Here is a 16,455-nt window from a genome sequence, read left to right on the forward strand (position 1 = left end):
CGCCATGAACCTCTTCCAACAACTCCAGCACGACCAACTCCAGCACCTCACCCGCCGACATTTCCTCTCGAAGTGCTCGATCGGTCTGGGTGGCCTGTGGATGGCGTCCCAAAGCAATCCGCTCTTTGCCGCCGGCGGACTGCACAAGGACCCCGCCGCCCCGCTGGCCCCGGACGTCCCCCACTTTGCGCCGAAGGCAAAGCGGGTGATCTACCTGCACATGGCCGGTTCTCCCAGCCAGCTCGAGCTCTTCGACTACAAGCCCGAGCTCACCAAACTCGACGGCAAGGAATGCCCGCAGGAGTTCCTCGAAGGGAAGCAATTCGCCTTCATCCAGGGAGTGCCGAAGATGCTCGGCTCCCAGTACCCGTTCCACCAGGCAGGAGAGTCCGGCCAGTGGATCTCCGACCGCATGCCCCACCTCGAGGGCGTCATCGACGAGATCTGCTTCATCAAGTCGATGTGGTCCGACCAGTTCAACCACGGCCCCGCCCAGCTCCTGCTCCACACCGGGTCGCAGAATCCCGGCTCCCCTTCCGCCGGAGCATGGGCGACCTACGGACTCGGTTCGGAGAATGCCAACCTTCCCGGATTCATCGTGCTCACCTCCGGTGGCAAGAACCCCTCGGCCGGCAAGTCGGCATGGGGTGCCGGCTTCCTCCCCTCCGTTTACCAGGGCGTGCAATGCCGCTCCCAGGGTGACCCCGTCCTCTACCTGAGCAATCCCCCCGGCGTGTCACGGAACCTCCGCCGCCACACGCTCGATGCCTTGAACTCGCTCAATCACCAGGTCTCCGCCGAAGTCGGCGACCCGGAGACCCTCACCCGCATCGCGCAGTACGAGATGGCCTTCCGCATGCAGATGCATGCCTCCGACGCCTTCGACATTTCCTCCGAGAATCCCGCCGTGCACCAGAGCTACGGCACCTCACCCGGCCGGGAGTCCTTTGCCAACAACTGCCTGCTCGCCCGCCGACTCGCCGAGCGGGGCGTCCGCTTCATCCAGCTCTTCGACTGGGGCTGGGACTCCCACGGCACCAACAACCAGACCGACCTGCGCAAGGGGTTCGCCGACAAGTGCCGCCAAATCGACCAACCCATCGCCGCCCTCTTGAAGGACCTCAAGCAACGCGGCCTGCTCGAGGAAACCCTGGTCATCTGGTCCGGCGAGTTCGGCCGCACCCCCATGCGCGAAAACCGTGGCGGCGTGGAAATGACCAACGTCGGCCGCGACCACAGCCCGTCCGCCTACACCCTGTGGATGGCCGGCGGCGGCGTGAAACCCGGCCTCAGCTACGGCGAGACCGACCCCATCGGCTACGAAGCCACCGTCGACAAGGTCAGCGCCCATGACTTCCACGCCACCCTGATGACCCTGCTCGGCTTCGATCACAAGCGCTTCACCCACCCCTTCCAAGGACTCGACCAGCGCCTCAGCAACGTGACCAAGCCATCCCGGGTCGTGAAGGACATCATCGCCTGAGGTCCCTTGCACTTCCGGCTGGCGACCTTGCCTCATCCACGCGGAACGGCTATCCCCTTCCAGGGATCCCGGCCTCGATGCCGACTCCGCAAGATCCGCTCGTTCCTGAGCAGGGGCTGCGGAGTTTTTTCGCGGTCAGTGAACGATCTTCTACCCTCTCCATGGCCACCAACGCACCCAAGCGCCCCAACCTCGATTCGGTCACCACGATCAACGAGGACGGCTCGCGCTACTTCCTCCAACCCGCCGACGTGCGTGGGAAATGGACGCTGTGGCGACGCATCTTCGGATTCTTCCTGATTGCCGTTTACGTGCTCCTGCCATGGATTCCCATCAATGGCGCGCCCGCCGTCTTCTTCGACGTCGAGAACCGCCAGTTCCATGTCTTCGGACTCACCCTCGTTCCCCAGGACCTCTGGGTCATGTTCTTCGGCATCAGTGGCCTCGGCTTCACCCTGTTCTTCGTCACCGCCCTCCTCGGGCGGCTCTGGTGCGGTTGGGCCTGCCCCTACACCGTGTTCCTCGACCACATCTTCCGCCGGATCGAGCGGATCGTGGAAGGCGATGCCCCCGCGCGGAAGAAACTCGCTGCCGCCCCGTGGACCACCCAAAAGATCATCAAGCGCGTGATCAAGCACTCCCTCTACGCGCTGTGTGCCACCCTCATCGCCCACGTCTTCATCTCCTACTTCGTCTCGCTTGAGCGCCTCTACCAGTACATGGGGCAGAGCCCCCTGGCCCACGCCACCAGCTTCGGCATCGTCATCTTCCTCACCGCCGTGCTGTGGTTCTGCTTCGGATACTTCCGCGAACAGTTCTGCGTCATCATGTGCCCCTACGGCCGACTGCAGAGCGCGATGACCGATGACGATACCATCAACATCGGCTACGACGAAACCCGTGGAGAACCACGGGGTGCCAAGGGCAAGGCCGAGGGCGACTGCATCGACTGCAAACGCTGCGTCACCGTCTGCCCGACCGGCATCGACATCCGCAACGGCCTGCAGATGGAGTGCATCGGCTGTGCCGCATGCATCGATGCCTGCGATGAGATCATGGTCAAGGTGGACCGTCCAAAAGGCCTGATCCGCTACGATTCACTCAACGGACTGAACGGCAAGAAGCACCGGTTCCTGCGGCCACGCGTCTTCGCCTACACCGCACTCGGCCTCCTCGGCCTGTGCGCATTCGCCTTCACCGCCAGCAGGAACGCCCGCCCCTACACCGCCCAGGTCAGCAAGGTCGCCATGGCCGGTCAGCCATTCCAGGCGGATGCCGCCGGCGTGCGGAACTTCTACCAGCTTCGTTTCCTCAACAAACGCAACGTCGACGCCACCTACACCGTGCAGTTGATCGATCCTCCGGCCGGCATGATCCTCAGTGGCGGCGATCAGAAGATCCCGATCGGGCCGCGCGGCGAGGTCACCCGGCAGTTCGTGGCGATCTCACCCATCGATTCTTACCAAGGACGTAGTACTTTGACCTTCCGCATCATCGGGGAACCGGGTGATGTGGTCATCGAACAGCGCGCCGCCTTCCTCGGACCCAACCCTGAAACCCTCGACTCGCCATGAAGAAAGTCTGGCTGTTCGTCATCCTCGCATTCCTCCTCCTCATCGGTGCCTGGTCGGTCCTCATCACCCTCGCCGTGAAGAACCAACCCGAGAAGATCGAGGTGAACCCCGCGAACCCGGCGGAAGAGAGCCCCTGACCCACCATGGAAGTCACCACCACATTCGGAGCCCTGGCCGTCGGTCTCGCGACCAGCGTCCACTGTGCCGGCATGTGTGGCCCCATCGCCTGCGGCGTCGGCACCCTGGCCAAGACCGAAGGCGAACGACTGACCGCCGCCTCCCTGTATCATGCCAGCCGCCTCGCCGCCTACGGATTGATCGGTGGCATCTGCGGCGCCATCGGCTCACAGCCATTGAAGTGGTTCTTCGATTCGCCCGCCGTGATGCTGCCATGGGCACTCGTGGCGGCGCTGCTGCTGCTCGCATCCGGTTTGGATAAGAAGATCCCGCGACCCAGGATCCTCAACCGCCTCACCGCCCGGGCGCGCATGAAGGTCGGCGGACTCTCCTCCTACGGCGGCGCCACCGCCATGGGCCTGCTCACCCCCTTCCTCCCCTGCGGTCCCCTCTATGCCGTCTTCATCGCCCTGATGGCCTCCGGCTCGGCCGCCCGCGGTGCCGAAGCCGCACTGGCCTTCGGACTCGGGACCGTACCACTGCTATGGCTCGCCCAGCACCAGTTCCATCGCCTCCGGCTCAAGCTCACCCCCATCCGCATGGCCCGCCTCCAGCGCGGACTCGCACTCGTCACCGCCCTGCTTCTCGCATGGCGCCTCCACGACACCCTGCCCACCTGGGCCGGTGGCCCCGAGCCCGCCGGAGAAGTCGAGGAACTGCCATCGTGCTGCCACTGAACCCCAGCTCGATCTAACTCCATGGGATCATCGGACTTGCCAAATCCCAACTATTTGGCATTTTTGCCAAGTAATGCCTGCCACCACTCAGGACCCCCGGGTTGCCGCGATCAAGGCGCTGGCCCACCCGACCCGGCTGCGGATCGCCGAGGCGCTGGCCAGCGGGCCGCTCTGTGTCTCGGAAATCCATGCCCTGACGGATGCCGACCTTTCGACCGTCTCCAAGCACCTCACCCTGATGCGCAAGGCCGGTTGGCTCGCTTGCGAGAAGGACGGCCTGCACATCCATTACCGGCTCGCCTGCGAATGCCTCCCCACCTTCCTGAGCTGCATCGATTCCATTGCCTGCGACGACTCCAACTGCTGCTGAACTCCAATCCACCATCTTCATGAACGTAGCTGAATTCCTCAAATTCCTCCGCGACCATCCCGACCACGGCGTTTCCTTCGTACTGCCGGATGGATCAAGCGTGCCTGCCCACTTCCACATCACCGAGGTCGGCCATCTTGCGAAATCATTCATCGACTGTGGCGGCAAACGTCATAGCAACGAATCATGCCTCTTGCAGACCTGGGTGGCCGACGACACCGACCACCGGCTCAAGGCCTCGAAACTGCTCGATATCTTCGAACGTGCCCACGGCCTCCTGCCATCGCGCGAACTCCCCGTCGAGATCGAGCACGAGGCACCCGTCCTGACCCAGCTGCCACTGACGCGATGCGAGGTGACTTTCGAGATGCTGAGCTTCCACACCGAACTCAAGCACACCGACTGCCTCGCCAAGGACCTCTGCCTGCCCGATTTCTCCATGCCCGCGATTCCAGGACAGGACAATGCCTGCACACCCGGAAGCGGCTGCTGCTGAGCCCCTCCCCCACCATCTACCATGATCCTCATACTTTGTACCGGGAACTCGTGCCGCTCCCACATGGCGGAGGGCATCCTCCAACAGGCCCTCGGACCCGATTTCGAGGTCGCATCCGCCGGCTCGAACCCCGCCGGCTACGTCCACCCGCTCGCCATCCGTGCCCTCGAGGAAATCGGCATCGACATCTCCGCGAACACGTCCAAGCACCTCGATACCTTCCTCACCCGTGACGTCGACACCGTGATCACCGTGTGTGGCAACGCCGACCAGGCCTGCCCGACCTTCCCCGGCCAGATGCAACGACATCACTACCCCTTCGATGACCCGGCCCACGCCGAGGGATCGGAAGAAGAACAGTTCGAAGTCTTCCGGCGCGTCCGGGACGAGATCCAGCGCGTTTTCACCGCCTACGCCGACGGTCGCCTCGACCAGGCCTGAGCCCCTACCCCGTCCTTTCCCATGTCTCTGGACAAATCCTCGATGAGCGTCTTCGAACGCCATCTCACCCTGTGGGTCGCGCTTTGCATGGTCGGCGGCATCGCCCTCGGCAAGCTCGCTCCCGACCTCGCCCACTCGCTGGATGCGATGTCGCTGAACGTGAACGGCGCTCCCGTCGTCTCCATCCCCATCGCCATCTGCCTCTTCTTCATGATGTACCCCATCATGGTGAAGATCGACTTTGGTGAAGTCGTCAAAGCCGCAGGCAGCCCGAAGCCCGTGCTGCTCACCCTCGTGGTCAACTGGGCGATCAAGCCCTTCACCATGCTGGGCATCGCCACCTTGTTCCTCGGTGTCTGGTTCAAGGACATGCTTCCCGGCACCGAAGTCGTCAAGGATGGCAGCACCGTCGAACTCTACCGCTCCTACATCTCCGGAGCCATTCTGTTAGGTATCGCGCCCTGCACGGCCATGGTTCTCGTCTGGGGCCACCTCGCGCGGGGCAACCAAGGGCACACGCTGGTCATGGTGGCGATCAACTCGCTCACCATGCTGCTGCTCTACGGCGTGCTCGGAGGCTGGCTGCTCGGCGTGAACCACATGCCCGTTCCCTGGCAGGCACTGCTGCTTTCCATCGCCATCTACGTGGCGCTTCCCCTCGTCGCCGGTTATCTCTCCCGCCGCTGGATCATGCGCGCGAAGGGTGAAGCATGGTTCCGGGAGAAGTTCCTCCACCACCTGACACCGGTCTCCATCACCGCCCTGCTGGCAACCCTCGTGCTGCTCTTCAGTTTCAAGGGTGAGACCATCCTCGCCAACCCACTCACCATCCTGTGGATCGCCATCCCGCTGACCCTTCAGACCCTGCTCATCTTCGCCCTCACCTACGCGGCGGCGAAGTGGATGAAGCTCAGCTACGAGGACGCCGCGCCCAGCGCGATGATCGGCGCATCCAACCACTTCGAAGTCGCCATCGCCACCGCGGTCATGCTCTTCGGTCTGTCGTCGGGAGCCGCTCTTGCTACGGTGGTCGGCGTACTCATCGAGGTGCCCCTCATGCTCTTCCTGGTCCGTGTGTGCCAGCGCACCAAGGGCTGGTTCGGCGGCACAGAGTGATCGCCGCCGATTCCCGCCGCGGAGCTCACACCAGGGTTTCCACCATGGTCAGCACATCCTCGAAGGGGTGGTTCTCAAGCAGCGCGAAGGCATCGTGACGGGTCAGCCTGGCCCGGGTCACCGCCGGGCTTGAGATCCCGCACAGGAAACGCGCGAGCTGCCGGCTCCCCTTCAGGCAGGCATGTCCCTCGCGCCGCAGGGCATGCACGGCCGCGAGGCTTTCCTCGTCGATCTCCTCGACCGGCGAGCGCGGAACCGGAACTGGCTTCACCCCGCGACAGCGGTCGCAGTGACCACAGGGCTCCGCGAGCACTTCCCCGAAGTGCTCCGTGACGAACCCGGTCAGGCACCGGTCGGTCTCCGCCAGATCCACCACCCCGTGCAAGCGGTCGAGGTCGGCCGCTTCCCTCTTGCGGAACCTCTCGTCCAGCCGCTCCGCGATCAGCCGCGGATTCACGTCGTCCCTGAGCAGTCGGTATCCCTGGCGGACGCCGGACTTCTTCAGCACCACATCGCCGGCCTCCTCGAGATAGACCAGGGCGGTCACGATCCGGTTCCGGTCTTCGCCGGTTTCCATCGCCACCTCGTCGACCTTGAAGTTGTACCAGCTGCGCCCCTCCTTCGCCGCAGCGAAGATCTTCCTCAGGAAGCTCTTACGGCGATCATCGTAGCCAAGAAGCATCTTGTCGAAGTCACGCAGGAGTTTCACCGAATAGGTGGAGTAGAACGGCCGGGTCGCGGCGATGAGGCCTTCCAGTTCCAGATAGGTCAGCAGGGTGTTCACCACCAACGGACGGATGTCATTCACCCCGGAGAGTTCATACACCGACACATCGAACTCGGTGCCCAGCCTCAGGGTGTGGTCGACGAGATGCTTCACCGCATCCGGGGTCGGCGTGTCGCCGAAAATGAAGTTCTCCAGCGTGACGAGGTCATCCCCGCAGGCGAGCATCTCGCAGATCGATGGCTTCCCGTCCCGTCCCGCCCGGCCGGTCTCCTGGGAATAATTCTCCAGTGACTTCGGCAGGTTGTAGTGGAACACCGCGCGGATGTCCGCCTTGTCGATCCCCATGCCGAAGGCGATGGTGGCGACGATGACCCGGGTTTCCCCAGCCATGAATTTTTCCTGAGCCGCCTCGCGGAACTCAGGGGGAAGCCCCGCATGATAGGCCTGGGCGGACACGCCGTGCTTCTTCAGATAGGTCGCCACCTCCTCCGCGGTCTGTTGGAGCGTCACATACACCACCACCGCCCCCTCGAGCTCGCCGAGCCTCCTGAGCAGCCACGGCTTCCGCTCCGCGGCGGTCAGCGGGCTGATCTTGAGGTCGAGGTTGTCACGATGGAAGGAAAGCTGGACGTGATCGGACTCCGCGATGGCGAACTCCCGGCGGATGTCTTCCGAAACCCCCGGAGTCGCCGTGGCCGTTAGACAGAGCACACGCGGCACCTTCAGGTCACGACACAGCTTCGCGAGCTTCAGGTAGTCCGGCCTGAAATTGTGCCCCCACTCGGAAATGCAGTGGGCTTCATCGATCGCCACCATGCCGATCTTCAGGCGCGCCAGACGCTGGCGGAATCCTTCGTTGGCCAGGCGCTCCGGAGCGACGTAGAGAAGCTTCAGGCTGCCCTTCCTCAGGCCTTCCATGACCTCCGCATACTCCTCCGTGGACAGCGTGGAATCCAGACGGGCCGCGGCCACCCCTTTCGCCTTCAAGGCATCGACCTGATCCTTCATCAGGGCGATCAGCGGAGAAATGACCAGAGTCACCCCATCCAGCATCAGGGCCGGAAGCTGGTAGCAGAGCGACTTCCCGCCACCGGTCGGAAAGACGGCAAGCATCGAGCGCCCCTCCAACAGCCCATCGACCACCTCCCGCTGACCATCACGGAACCGATCGAATCCAAACCACTTTTTCAGCACCCCCTGCGGCATGCCCGGGAGGATGGCCGGACCATCCACGGCTGCCAAGGAGCGACCTCACCTGCAGTGAGAATCCAGAGCAATCCCGTCACCCGAGATCACATCCATGCGACTCACCAGCCGAAGATGATCGGCGGCACGATAATCTTCACGCCCCCGCCATCATTGGTCTCGGTTTCCTCGATCGCAGTGACCACTTCGTTCTCGAACTCCACCACGATCTTTCCCCGCTCCTCGCGGGTCACGTGCGAGAGCTGACGAAAGGTCCTGCCAGTCAGTGGATCGCGCACGTAGTTGTAGTGCGAGATCTCCTCATACGCGATGAATTCCCAAATCCCGGTGCGCCCCTTCTCCGTCTGACGGGCCGTCGTCTTGGTCGGCTTGCCAAGCGCCTTGCTCACTTCATCGACCGTCATCCCGATGGCCGGGCGTCCCTCCTCGATCAAGGCGGAGACCTCCATCTGGCGGGTGTAGAGTTTCTTGAGGTTCTCGACGAACTTCGGGTCCTTCGACGCGAATGCCCACGGAGCGACCCAGCCGGTGACCTTGTTGCCTCCGGTCTTGGCGCTCACGCGGTATGCCTTGTCCGTCATCGCCTGGAGGAAGACCTTTTGCTCGGCCTTCACCTCCCCGAGCCGGCGCTTGCCTTCCTTGTCGCCGAAAATCGGCGCGTCCTTGATGATCATCAGCTCGATCGGCTTATCGACGTGCTCCTCCAGGTAGATCACGTCCGGGTCCGAATCGAGGAGCGACCGGCGCGACTGGGCCGGCGCCACGAGGGTGGCGGCCACGAAGACAAACGCGATAATTCGAGCAAACATGGGAAACAGGGTAGCAGCTTCCCGCCGAATGCGGGAGCCTTACCTGTCCAGACGCCCGGGAAAGCCCGATTATTCGATCAATTCTCCTTTTTCGTGCCGAAAGCGGTTTCGAAGTCGTGGAGCAGGTTGTGCAGCTTCTTGATGTTCGCTTCGTCCGTCGACTGCTTGCAGGCCATGGCAGTCACGATGACCTCGTGGCACAGCTGAAGCTTCTTCAGATAAGTCTCCTTGTCCGGCTGATCGACCTTCAGGCGCTGGGAGAGGAAGTAGTTGAGAACCTTGTCCTGCAGGGCCTGCGCATGGGACTCCTTGTTCATGATCCAGCGCGTCAGCTGGTGCGCGTTCGCAGCAGGATCCTTGCTGAGGGTGTCGATCTCCTTGGCTGCCTTGGCGATGGTTTCGTAGTCGGTGTGCATCGAGCCGATGACATTGTTGTCATCATAGATCCCGCATGGGATCTGGCAGTGGGCGGATGCCTGGGGAGCAGCGGCGGCGAAAGCAATGAGGGCGGAGAGGAATAGATGTTTCATCACGCTGAGGAGGCTAAAACGGATCTCCCCGGACGCAAGCCACTTACATCCCCTTCTCCAGGATCGTCCCGGTTTCGTATGCCTCGACCAGTTCCTCCAACGCGCGGATCTGCGCACGCAGGTCGTCGCCCCGCTCGGTATCGCCGACACATCGCGGCTCGTCGAACTCCCTCAGCACGTGCCGCTCGGGGATCATGTCCCCCCCTTCGCGCACCGCCGCGACGGGATCCGGGAAAGCATGGTGCTCGGCCAGGGTGTCACCCTCCGGCCCGAGGATCAGCGTGAACCCACGATCCCCGTAGGCTTCGGAAAACGCGCCGTCGATGGTGACCGCGTTGCCCCCCTTCTTGAGCGGGCTCTCGCCCTTCTCGACCTTCACCGGGACGTGACCATTGACGATCATGCCCCCTTCCTCGACACCCATCTGACGGCAGATCCGGTCGCAGAAATCGTGATCGTTGATCCAGCGGAACCACGGGTTCTTGATCTCCTTGTGCGTGTTCTTGTCCGCCACGAAATAGGTTTCAAAGGTCGCCATCCGGTCCTTGCCGAAGAGCGGCGACTTCGGCCCCGCCCACAGGTAGTAGAGCCAGTCCTTGTCTTCCTCGGTGGCCTGGGTGCCCGCGCGGAAAGCCCGCTTGATCACCCGGCTCAGCGCATCGAACTGCTCGGGACCCCGGCACTCGACGCCGTCGATCTCGAGCGGCAGAAAGTTCCCATCCTCATCGACCGCCAGACAGGCGTGGAAAATCACCGCACGATCCCGGACCAGCGACATCTGCCCCCGCTCGGCCATCCACTTCGTGTGCTCCCAAAGACGGGCGGAATCCATGAATGACTCCTTGAGGCGGTCGATGCAGTGCTGCTCGTCCGCCGAGAGCCGGTTCGGATCCGCCGGATCCACCGTGGGCAGGTAGGTGTCGCGCAGCGGGTAGTCCTCCTTGCCCAGGCGCACCGTGCCCTTCTCGAAGTCGACCCGCTTGAGCAGGTTGCGATCGTCCATCTCCCACTCCGGATGACGCTCGATCATCTGGCCTTCCAGCTTGAACTCCAGCACCGCCACCGCCTTCTGCATCCGGGCGATCAACAGCGCGTCGCGCTCCCCATCACGCTTCGACACGAAGTGCTCCGCCGGATCATCGCCATAGGCCGTGACCGCGAGCTGCTCGAGCGCCTTGGTCAGGATCCCGTAGCCTTCCTCAAGCTGATAGAGGCGCCGATAGCGCAGGGAAATCCGCAGGACGAGCGCGATCAAGGCCTCGTGACCGAGGCAGGCACCCATCCAACTGACGTCGTGGTTCCCCCATACCAGCGAGACATTCGGCTGGCGCATCAGGTAGTCCACCACCCGGTCGAGCCGTGGCCCCCGGTCGCCGAGGTCGCCGGCCACGATCAGTTCCTCCACCGTCAGATTGCGGATGAAACGCGAGGCACTGCGGATCGCCCCGAAGCCCAACCGCCGCTTCACCAGCTCACGCAGCTGGACTTCCAAAAAGGCTTCAGCGTGCCCGCCCGCCGGGAAATTCAACAGCACCTCGAACAACTCGCGGTGCTCCTTCGGCGCGATCAGCTTGATCGTCTTGCGGCGCCGGTTTCGGATCATCACCCGGATCAGGTCGAACTGACGCTGCAAGGTCTGCAACACCCACTGATAGCGCGCTTCCTCATCCGTGAGCTCCTCGGACTTCAGATGAAGGATCTCCGACGGATAATAGAGGACGTGCAGGAACTCCTGGAACGCCGACTCATCCAACGCGTCGCCAAACAGATCCTCGACCACCGGCCTCAACCGGCCCGAAGCGTTGTTGATCACATGGCGCAGCTTCTTCGCCTCTCCATGGACATCGGAAATCACATGGATCACCCCCTTCGGCAATCCTAGCTGCGCTTTCAAAGCGGCAATCTCCGACACCGCCGCATCAATCGTCGGAAACCTCTCTGCCAGGACCCGCTGAACCCAATCGGACATGCCCCAGCCAACCCCTTCCTCCCCCACGTTCCAAGTCGCCAATGTGACACCATCGCCCTGCCAACCTGAAAGCGGTTCATCCCCCCCATCAATCCGCCTCCATCCCCGCCGCTTCCGGGGATTCCTTGGACCTTTGCACGGTTGATGCTAGAAATGACAGCACATGCCAGACACCAAACCAGTCGCCATCTTTTGCACCGATCTGGATGGGACCCTGCTGGGCCGCCCAGAGGACACCGCCCGCTTCCGCCAGACCTGGGAAGCACTCGACGAAGCCAAGCCCCTTCTCGTCTACAGCACCGGCCGCCTGGTGAATGATGCCATCGAGAAGATCGAGCAAGCCGGGCTGCCAACGCCGGATTACTACATCGGCGGCGTCGGCACGATCATCTATCATCCGGCCAGCGAGACGACGCTCGAAGAGTTTTCCTGCAGTCTGAGCGAGGATTGGGTCCGCGCCGACGTGCAGCGCATCGTCCAGTCCATCCCCGGCATCGAAGAACAGCCCGCCATCCAACAGCACCAGTGGAAGAGCAGCTGGTTCTGGTATGATGCCTCGGAGGAAGACCTCGACCAACTCCGCAAGGATCTCGCGACAGCCGGCCTCAAGGCGCAGGTCGTCTACTCCTCCAAGCGCGATCTCGACGTCCTCCCGCAAGCCGCGAACAAAGGCAATGCGCTCCGTTGGCTTTGCAAAACGCACGATATCGAGCTCGATCGAGCCGTCGTCGCCGGCGACACCGGAAATGATTCATCCATGTTTTTGGTGCCGGGCGTCCGGGGCATCGCACCCGCCAATGCCGAACCCGAATTGCTGGAAGCCATCGAAGGCATCGGTGCCTTCACCGCGAGCGGCGAATGCACGGCAGGTGTGATCGAAGGGCTCCGACAATACGGAGTCTTCCCGAACCCTGCCGACTCCACCACCGGTCAGGACTGAAAGCCCACCAGCCCATTTCCCAACCTCCCAAACCCACCGTGCGCAAGAATCTCGACATCCTCCACTTCTCCCTCCACGGCCTGATCCGTGGCCAGCAACTCGAACTCGGCCGCGATGCCGATACCGGTGGCCAGTGCCTCTACGTCCTCGAACTCGTCAAGGCGCTCGCACGCTCCGAGCAAGTCGACAAGGTCACCCTCGTCACCCGCCGCGTCTTCGATACCAAAGTCAGCGACGACTACTCCGTCGCCCACGAAGACCTCGGCAACGGCGCGTCCATCCGCCGCATCGAGGCCGGTACCCGCCGCTACCTGCGGAAGGAGGTCCTCTGGAGACACCTCGATGCCTTCATCGACGGCACCCTCGCGTGGCTCCGCAGTGAACGCCGGGTCCCCGACCTGATCCACGCCCACTACGCCGATGCGGGATACGTCGGCCGACAGGTCGCTGCCGCACTCGGCTGTCCCTTCGTCTTCACCGGTCACTCACTCGGCCGCGTCAAACTCCAGCGCCTCGAGGAAGGCGGCATCGACCCCGAGAAGATGAAGAAGCGCTACAACCTGGCGGTTCGCATCGAAGCCGAAGAACTCAGCCTCGAAGCCGCATCCATGGTCTGCACCAGCACCCGCCAGGAGGTCGAGGAGCAATACTCACTCTACGAACGCTACGCCGAGGAATCCATGCGCGTCATCCCGCCGGGAGTCGACCTCAGCCGCTTCGACGGTGATGGCAACCAGGAAGCCCTCGCCTCCGTGGATGCCAAGCTCAACCGCTTCCTCACCGACCCCTCGAAACCCGCCGTCTTCACCATTGCCCGCGCTGACGAACGCAAGAACCTCACCGGCCTCGTCCGCGCCTTCGGCGAAAACGAATGGCTGCGGGAGAATGCCAACCTGATCGTGGTCGGCGGCACCCGTCAGACACTCAAGCAACTGCCGTCCGGCGCACGCAAGGTGTGGAGTGAACTCCTCCAGTTGATCGACGACTACGACCTCTACGGCGTCTGTGCCGTGCCGAAGGAACACGCATCCGATGAGGTGCCGGAATTCTACCGGTGGGCGGCGCAGCGGGGTGGCGTGTTCGTGAATCCCGCCTTCACCGAGCCCTTCGGGTTGACCCTTCTCGAAGCAGCCGCCGCCGGGCTGCCACTCGTGGCCACCAACGATGGAGGCCCCCGGGACATCCTCGCGAACTGCAAGAACGGCACCCTCGTGAACCCCGTCGAGTCCGCCGACATCGGCAAGGCCATCGAGGCCATCCTGAGCGATCCCACCCACCAGAAGGAACTCGCCGAGACCGGAGGCCGGAACGTGCGTGAATTCTACAGCTGGGACGCCCACGTGAACACCTACCTGGAAGAGCTTTCCCGCATCCTCCCGAAAGAACCGCGGATCCACGAGCAAGGCTCCCGCCAGCTGCTGACCCGCAGTGAGAGCTGGGTGGTCATGGACCTGCCACCCGCCTTGGAGAATGAGTCGGACGAACTCGTCGACCGCTGGCGCGAGTTCTTCCGCAACGGCGACCACGGCATGATCTTCGCCACCGGGCTGTCCTACGATGAGAGCCGGGAAGTCGTCGAAAGGCTCGACATGCCCCGCCCCGCCATCCTCGTGACCGGCCTCGGGTCCGAGATCCACTACGGCTGGAAGACCCCGATCAAGGATGAGGTCTGGGAAAAACAGGCACGCTATCGCTGGGACCGCGAAGCCACCCTGGAAGCCGCTCTCCAGCTGCCCGGCCTGGCTCTTCAACCGGAGGACCGACAGCACGAGCTGAAGATTTCCATGACCCTCGAAGGCGATGACCATCCAAGTCGGACCACCATCCAGCGCCAGCTGCGTGAAGCCGGGATCTCCGCGAAAGTCATGATCAGCTCCGGCTGCTTCGTGGACATCCTGCCGATTCGCTCAGGCAAGGACGTCGCCCTGCGCTACCTGCAGATGAAGTGGGGCATCAACCCCGCCAGCGTCTACTGCTACGGCACCTATGGTAATGACGCCTCGGTCGTCCGCGGTCGCAACCTCTCGGCCATCGCTTCGGATGCCGATCCCATCCTGCGGCGTCTCCGCGACCGGCCACGCCTCTACCGCTGCAAGCAACCCGGCCTGGCCGGATTCTTCGAAGGCATCGAATTCTACGGCTCCGATGAGGGAACCCCACCCCCCCTGCCCGACGAGAGCTACACCAGCGAGGACGAGCAGGTTCCCGCCATCGAGATCAACCCCTAGCTCAGGTCACCAGGAGCCGTGGGCCCCTTGCGGCCCGCGCGCCTCCAGCCGTCAGAACTGCACCCGGAAGGCCAGCGAACCGAAGTCGGCCACACCTCGCTGGGTCGTGTATTCCTCCGTGCGCCACGTGTGGGCATAGCTGATCTCCACACGCTGATACCGCACTCCGAAACCCGCATACACCTCTCCCACGAGAGGGCGTCGGTTCGTGCTCGTCGAGAAGTCCTGGAACAAGGGGCCATCGAGACTGGCATCAAATGCCACATAACGCGCCGTCGCTCCGCTGAAGAGGTACACCGACCAGTTGCCGCTGTAGCCGGACCCGGCACCGAAGAAACGGTGCGAGTAGGCATTCGGCGAAAGCCGCGGATCAGAAAAGTCGGGTGGCAGGTTGTAGCCGAACCTGAACAGGCCGCCCAGATGCGCTCCCGTCCGGAAACTTCCCAGACGAACACCCCACTCCGTCAGGCCATCAAAACGGAATGCCCGGTAGCCCCAACGCGCCAGATCGACACGACGCTTCTGAACGAAGCTCAGATCCACGGTCAGCTCATTCGGAATCTGACTGTCCCAGCCATTGAATTTCTCGATGTCCCTCAGGTCATGGATGAAATCCTGGGACGCCTCGGCAAATGAGTCCTCGCCCACCATCCCGACCGTGAACTCAATCGAGTTCAGCACGCTGTCGTCCTTCACATGGAGTGAAAAACCCAGACCCAACCAACCCGCGTACTGGCGCTGGAAGGGTGGCTGGCCATAGGGCTTCGGGTCATCCGGCGTGAACATCAGCTGAGTCAGCGAGAACCCGTAGTTGTAGCGGATCTTCTTCGGATCCTCGAAACCCGTGGCCGCTTGAAACAGTCGGAAACTCTCCGGGTCACCCGACAACTTCCGCAGCGCCTGTTGGAAAGGACCCAGCTCCGTGACCTTCTTGCTGCCCGAGATGTAGGACAGGCGCGCCCCATTCGTGTAGTCCCGGTCGGTGCCTCCAAACAGATCGTTGTCCAGATAGAAGGTCAGGTAAGAGTCATCCGATGGATCACTGAGCGCATCCTGAGCACATGCCATGGCTCCCATTCCCACCACCGACAGCAGCAAGACGGTCATGCTCCTCATGGCGTGGCGACGCCGGAGGCCCGGGCGAGAGAGCGTCGCAAGGACATGGGAACAGGTGGCATGGTCCTTCAAGGACTGAAAGCGGCGGTGCATGGACATTTCGATAAGAGGGTGGTTCTGGAGGAGAGCAACCCTTTCGCGGATTCCGTGCCACGTGAAATTCACAGCATTTCAGCACCCCCCAGCCATGAACCAATGGCCCAGCCTTGCAATTGTCCCCGGACCATCGCGCAAACCGTTGCACAATGCACCATTCCTTCGCCTCGATATACCGACTCAGACATGGCGATCCCCTGATTTCCAGAAGGTTGGAGACCTCGGGAGCAATGGGCACATCCCGTGCAAGTAGGCAGATGCTATGAACATCGAACGTATCGTCCATGTGACCGACCCCGAAGTGCATCAGGAACCTGCCAAGCAGATGACTGGCTATGAAACGGAGCAGTCCATCGAACAGGAACTCTTCGAGAAAGGAATCCGCGCCGCAGGTTCCGAGCAGCGCATGCGCGCTGAGATTCAGGATACCCACGAGGCCTGATCAACGCCTCCGGGCGTCCGTGCTGACCACCGGTGGCCGCCGGCGACCGGTGCCCTCG

The 16,455-nt window shown here is 62.8% G+C and carries 16 protein-coding genes; 11 read left to right on the forward strand and 5 right to left on the reverse strand.

What is annotated here, in order from left to right; all coding sequences use genetic code 11:
- The first annotated feature begins 4 nt into the window (after positions 1–4).
- From JIN81_RS06470 to arsB, 8 genes are all read left to right on the forward strand, one after another.
- Positions 5–1,483 carry a DUF1501 domain-containing protein gene (locus tag JIN81_RS06470; RefSeq protein WP_200277812.1) on the forward strand — a complete coding sequence of 493 codons (1,479 nt, stop codon included), beginning with the start codon at positions 5–7 and terminating at the stop codon, positions 1,481–1,483.
- 161 nt (positions 1,484–1,644) lie between these two features.
- Positions 1,645–3,057, forward strand: a complete 1,413-nt coding sequence (gene ccoG / locus JIN81_RS06475; protein ID WP_200277814.1) for a cytochrome c oxidase accessory protein CcoG — start codon at positions 1,645–1,647, stop codon at positions 3,055–3,057.
- Positions 3,054–3,194 carry a hypothetical protein gene (locus JIN81_RS06480; protein WP_200277815.1) on the forward strand — a complete coding sequence of 47 codons (141 nt, stop codon included), beginning with the start codon at positions 3,054–3,056 and terminating at the stop codon, positions 3,192–3,194. The genes ccoG and JIN81_RS06480 overlap by 4 nt, the downstream gene beginning before the upstream one ends.
- A 6-nt stretch (positions 3,195–3,200) precedes the next feature.
- Positions 3,201–3,911 (forward strand): sulfite exporter TauE/SafE family protein, encoded by a 711-nt coding sequence (locus tag JIN81_RS06485; protein WP_200277822.1) that lies wholly within the window; start codon positions 3,201–3,203, stop codon positions 3,909–3,911.
- A gap of 73 nt (positions 3,912–3,984) precedes the next feature.
- The gene (locus JIN81_RS06490) at positions 3,985–4,281 is read left to right on the forward strand and encodes an ArsR/SmtB family transcription factor (protein WP_200277824.1); all 297 of its coding nucleotides are present in this window, start codon (positions 3,985–3,987) and stop codon (positions 4,279–4,281) included.
- 19 nt (positions 4,282–4,300) lie between these two features.
- The gene (locus JIN81_RS06495; RefSeq protein ID WP_200277826.1) at positions 4,301–4,777 is read left to right on the forward strand and encodes a DUF6428 family protein; all 477 of its coding nucleotides are present in this window, start codon (positions 4,301–4,303) and stop codon (positions 4,775–4,777) included.
- A gap of 21 nt (positions 4,778–4,798) precedes the next feature.
- Entirely contained in the window at positions 4,799–5,218 is a 420-nt protein-coding gene (locus tag JIN81_RS06500) for an arsenate reductase ArsC (RefSeq protein ID WP_200277828.1), read from the forward strand.
- 21 nt (positions 5,219–5,239) lie between these two features.
- Positions 5,240–6,334, forward strand: a complete 1,095-nt coding sequence (gene arsB / locus JIN81_RS06505) for an ACR3 family arsenite efflux transporter (RefSeq protein ID WP_200277829.1) — start codon at positions 5,240–5,242, stop codon at positions 6,332–6,334.
- 25 nt (positions 6,335–6,359) lie between these two features.
- Here arsB and JIN81_RS06510 read toward each other — a convergent pair whose 3' ends face one another.
- The 4 genes from JIN81_RS06510 to JIN81_RS06525 all read right to left on the reverse strand — a co-directional run bounded on the left by JIN81_RS06510 (position 6,360) and on the right by JIN81_RS06525 (position 11,575).
- Positions 6,360–8,267 carry a RecQ family ATP-dependent DNA helicase gene (locus JIN81_RS06510; protein ID WP_200278350.1) on the reverse strand — a complete coding sequence of 636 codons (1,908 nt, stop codon included), beginning with the start codon at positions 8,265–8,267 and terminating at the stop codon, positions 6,360–6,362.
- Positions 8,268–8,368: 101 nt separating this feature from the next.
- The gene (locus tag JIN81_RS06515) at positions 8,369–9,076 is read right to left on the reverse strand and encodes a hypothetical protein (protein ID WP_200277830.1); all 708 of its coding nucleotides are present in this window, start codon (positions 9,074–9,076) and stop codon (positions 8,369–8,371) included.
- A 77-nt stretch (positions 9,077–9,153) separates the two neighbouring features.
- Positions 9,154–9,606: a superoxide dismutase [Ni] gene (locus JIN81_RS06520; RefSeq protein WP_200277831.1), complete on the reverse strand. Its 453-nt coding sequence runs from the start codon at positions 9,604–9,606 to the stop codon at positions 9,154–9,156.
- A gap of 43 nt (positions 9,607–9,649) precedes the next feature.
- A complete protein-coding gene (locus JIN81_RS06525; protein WP_200277832.1) occupies positions 9,650–11,575 on the reverse strand; it encodes a fructose-bisphosphatase class III in 1,926 nt (641 codons plus the stop codon).
- A gap of 163 nt (positions 11,576–11,738) precedes the next feature.
- Between JIN81_RS06525 and JIN81_RS06530 the strand changes: the two genes are divergently transcribed.
- The gene (locus JIN81_RS06530; protein WP_200277833.1) at positions 11,739–12,515 is read left to right on the forward strand and encodes an HAD-IIB family hydrolase; all 777 of its coding nucleotides are present in this window, start codon (positions 11,739–11,741) and stop codon (positions 12,513–12,515) included.
- A 38-nt stretch (positions 12,516–12,553) separates the two neighbouring features.
- Positions 12,554–14,743 (forward strand): HAD family hydrolase, encoded by a 2,190-nt coding sequence (locus tag JIN81_RS19445; RefSeq protein ID WP_200277835.1) that lies wholly within the window; start codon positions 12,554–12,556, stop codon positions 14,741–14,743.
- 51 nt (positions 14,744–14,794) lie between these two features.
- Here JIN81_RS19445 and JIN81_RS06540 read toward each other — a convergent pair whose 3' ends face one another.
- A complete protein-coding gene (locus JIN81_RS06540; protein ID WP_200277837.1) occupies positions 14,795–15,850 on the reverse strand; it encodes a lipid A deacylase LpxR family protein in 1,056 nt (351 codons plus the stop codon).
- Between the two features lie 367 nt (positions 15,851–16,217).
- On the opposite strand from JIN81_RS06540, the gene JIN81_RS06545 reads away from it, so the two are divergent.
- Positions 16,218–16,397 (forward strand): hypothetical protein, encoded by a 180-nt coding sequence (locus tag JIN81_RS06545; RefSeq protein WP_200277839.1) that lies wholly within the window; start codon positions 16,218–16,220, stop codon positions 16,395–16,397.
- Positions 16,398–16,455: the final 58 nt, after the last annotated feature.

Origin of the sequence: Haloferula rosea, from assembly GCF_016595525.1 — a bacterium.
Classification (GTDB): domain Bacteria; phylum Verrucomicrobiota; class Verrucomicrobiia; order Verrucomicrobiales; family Akkermansiaceae; genus Haloferula; species Haloferula rosea.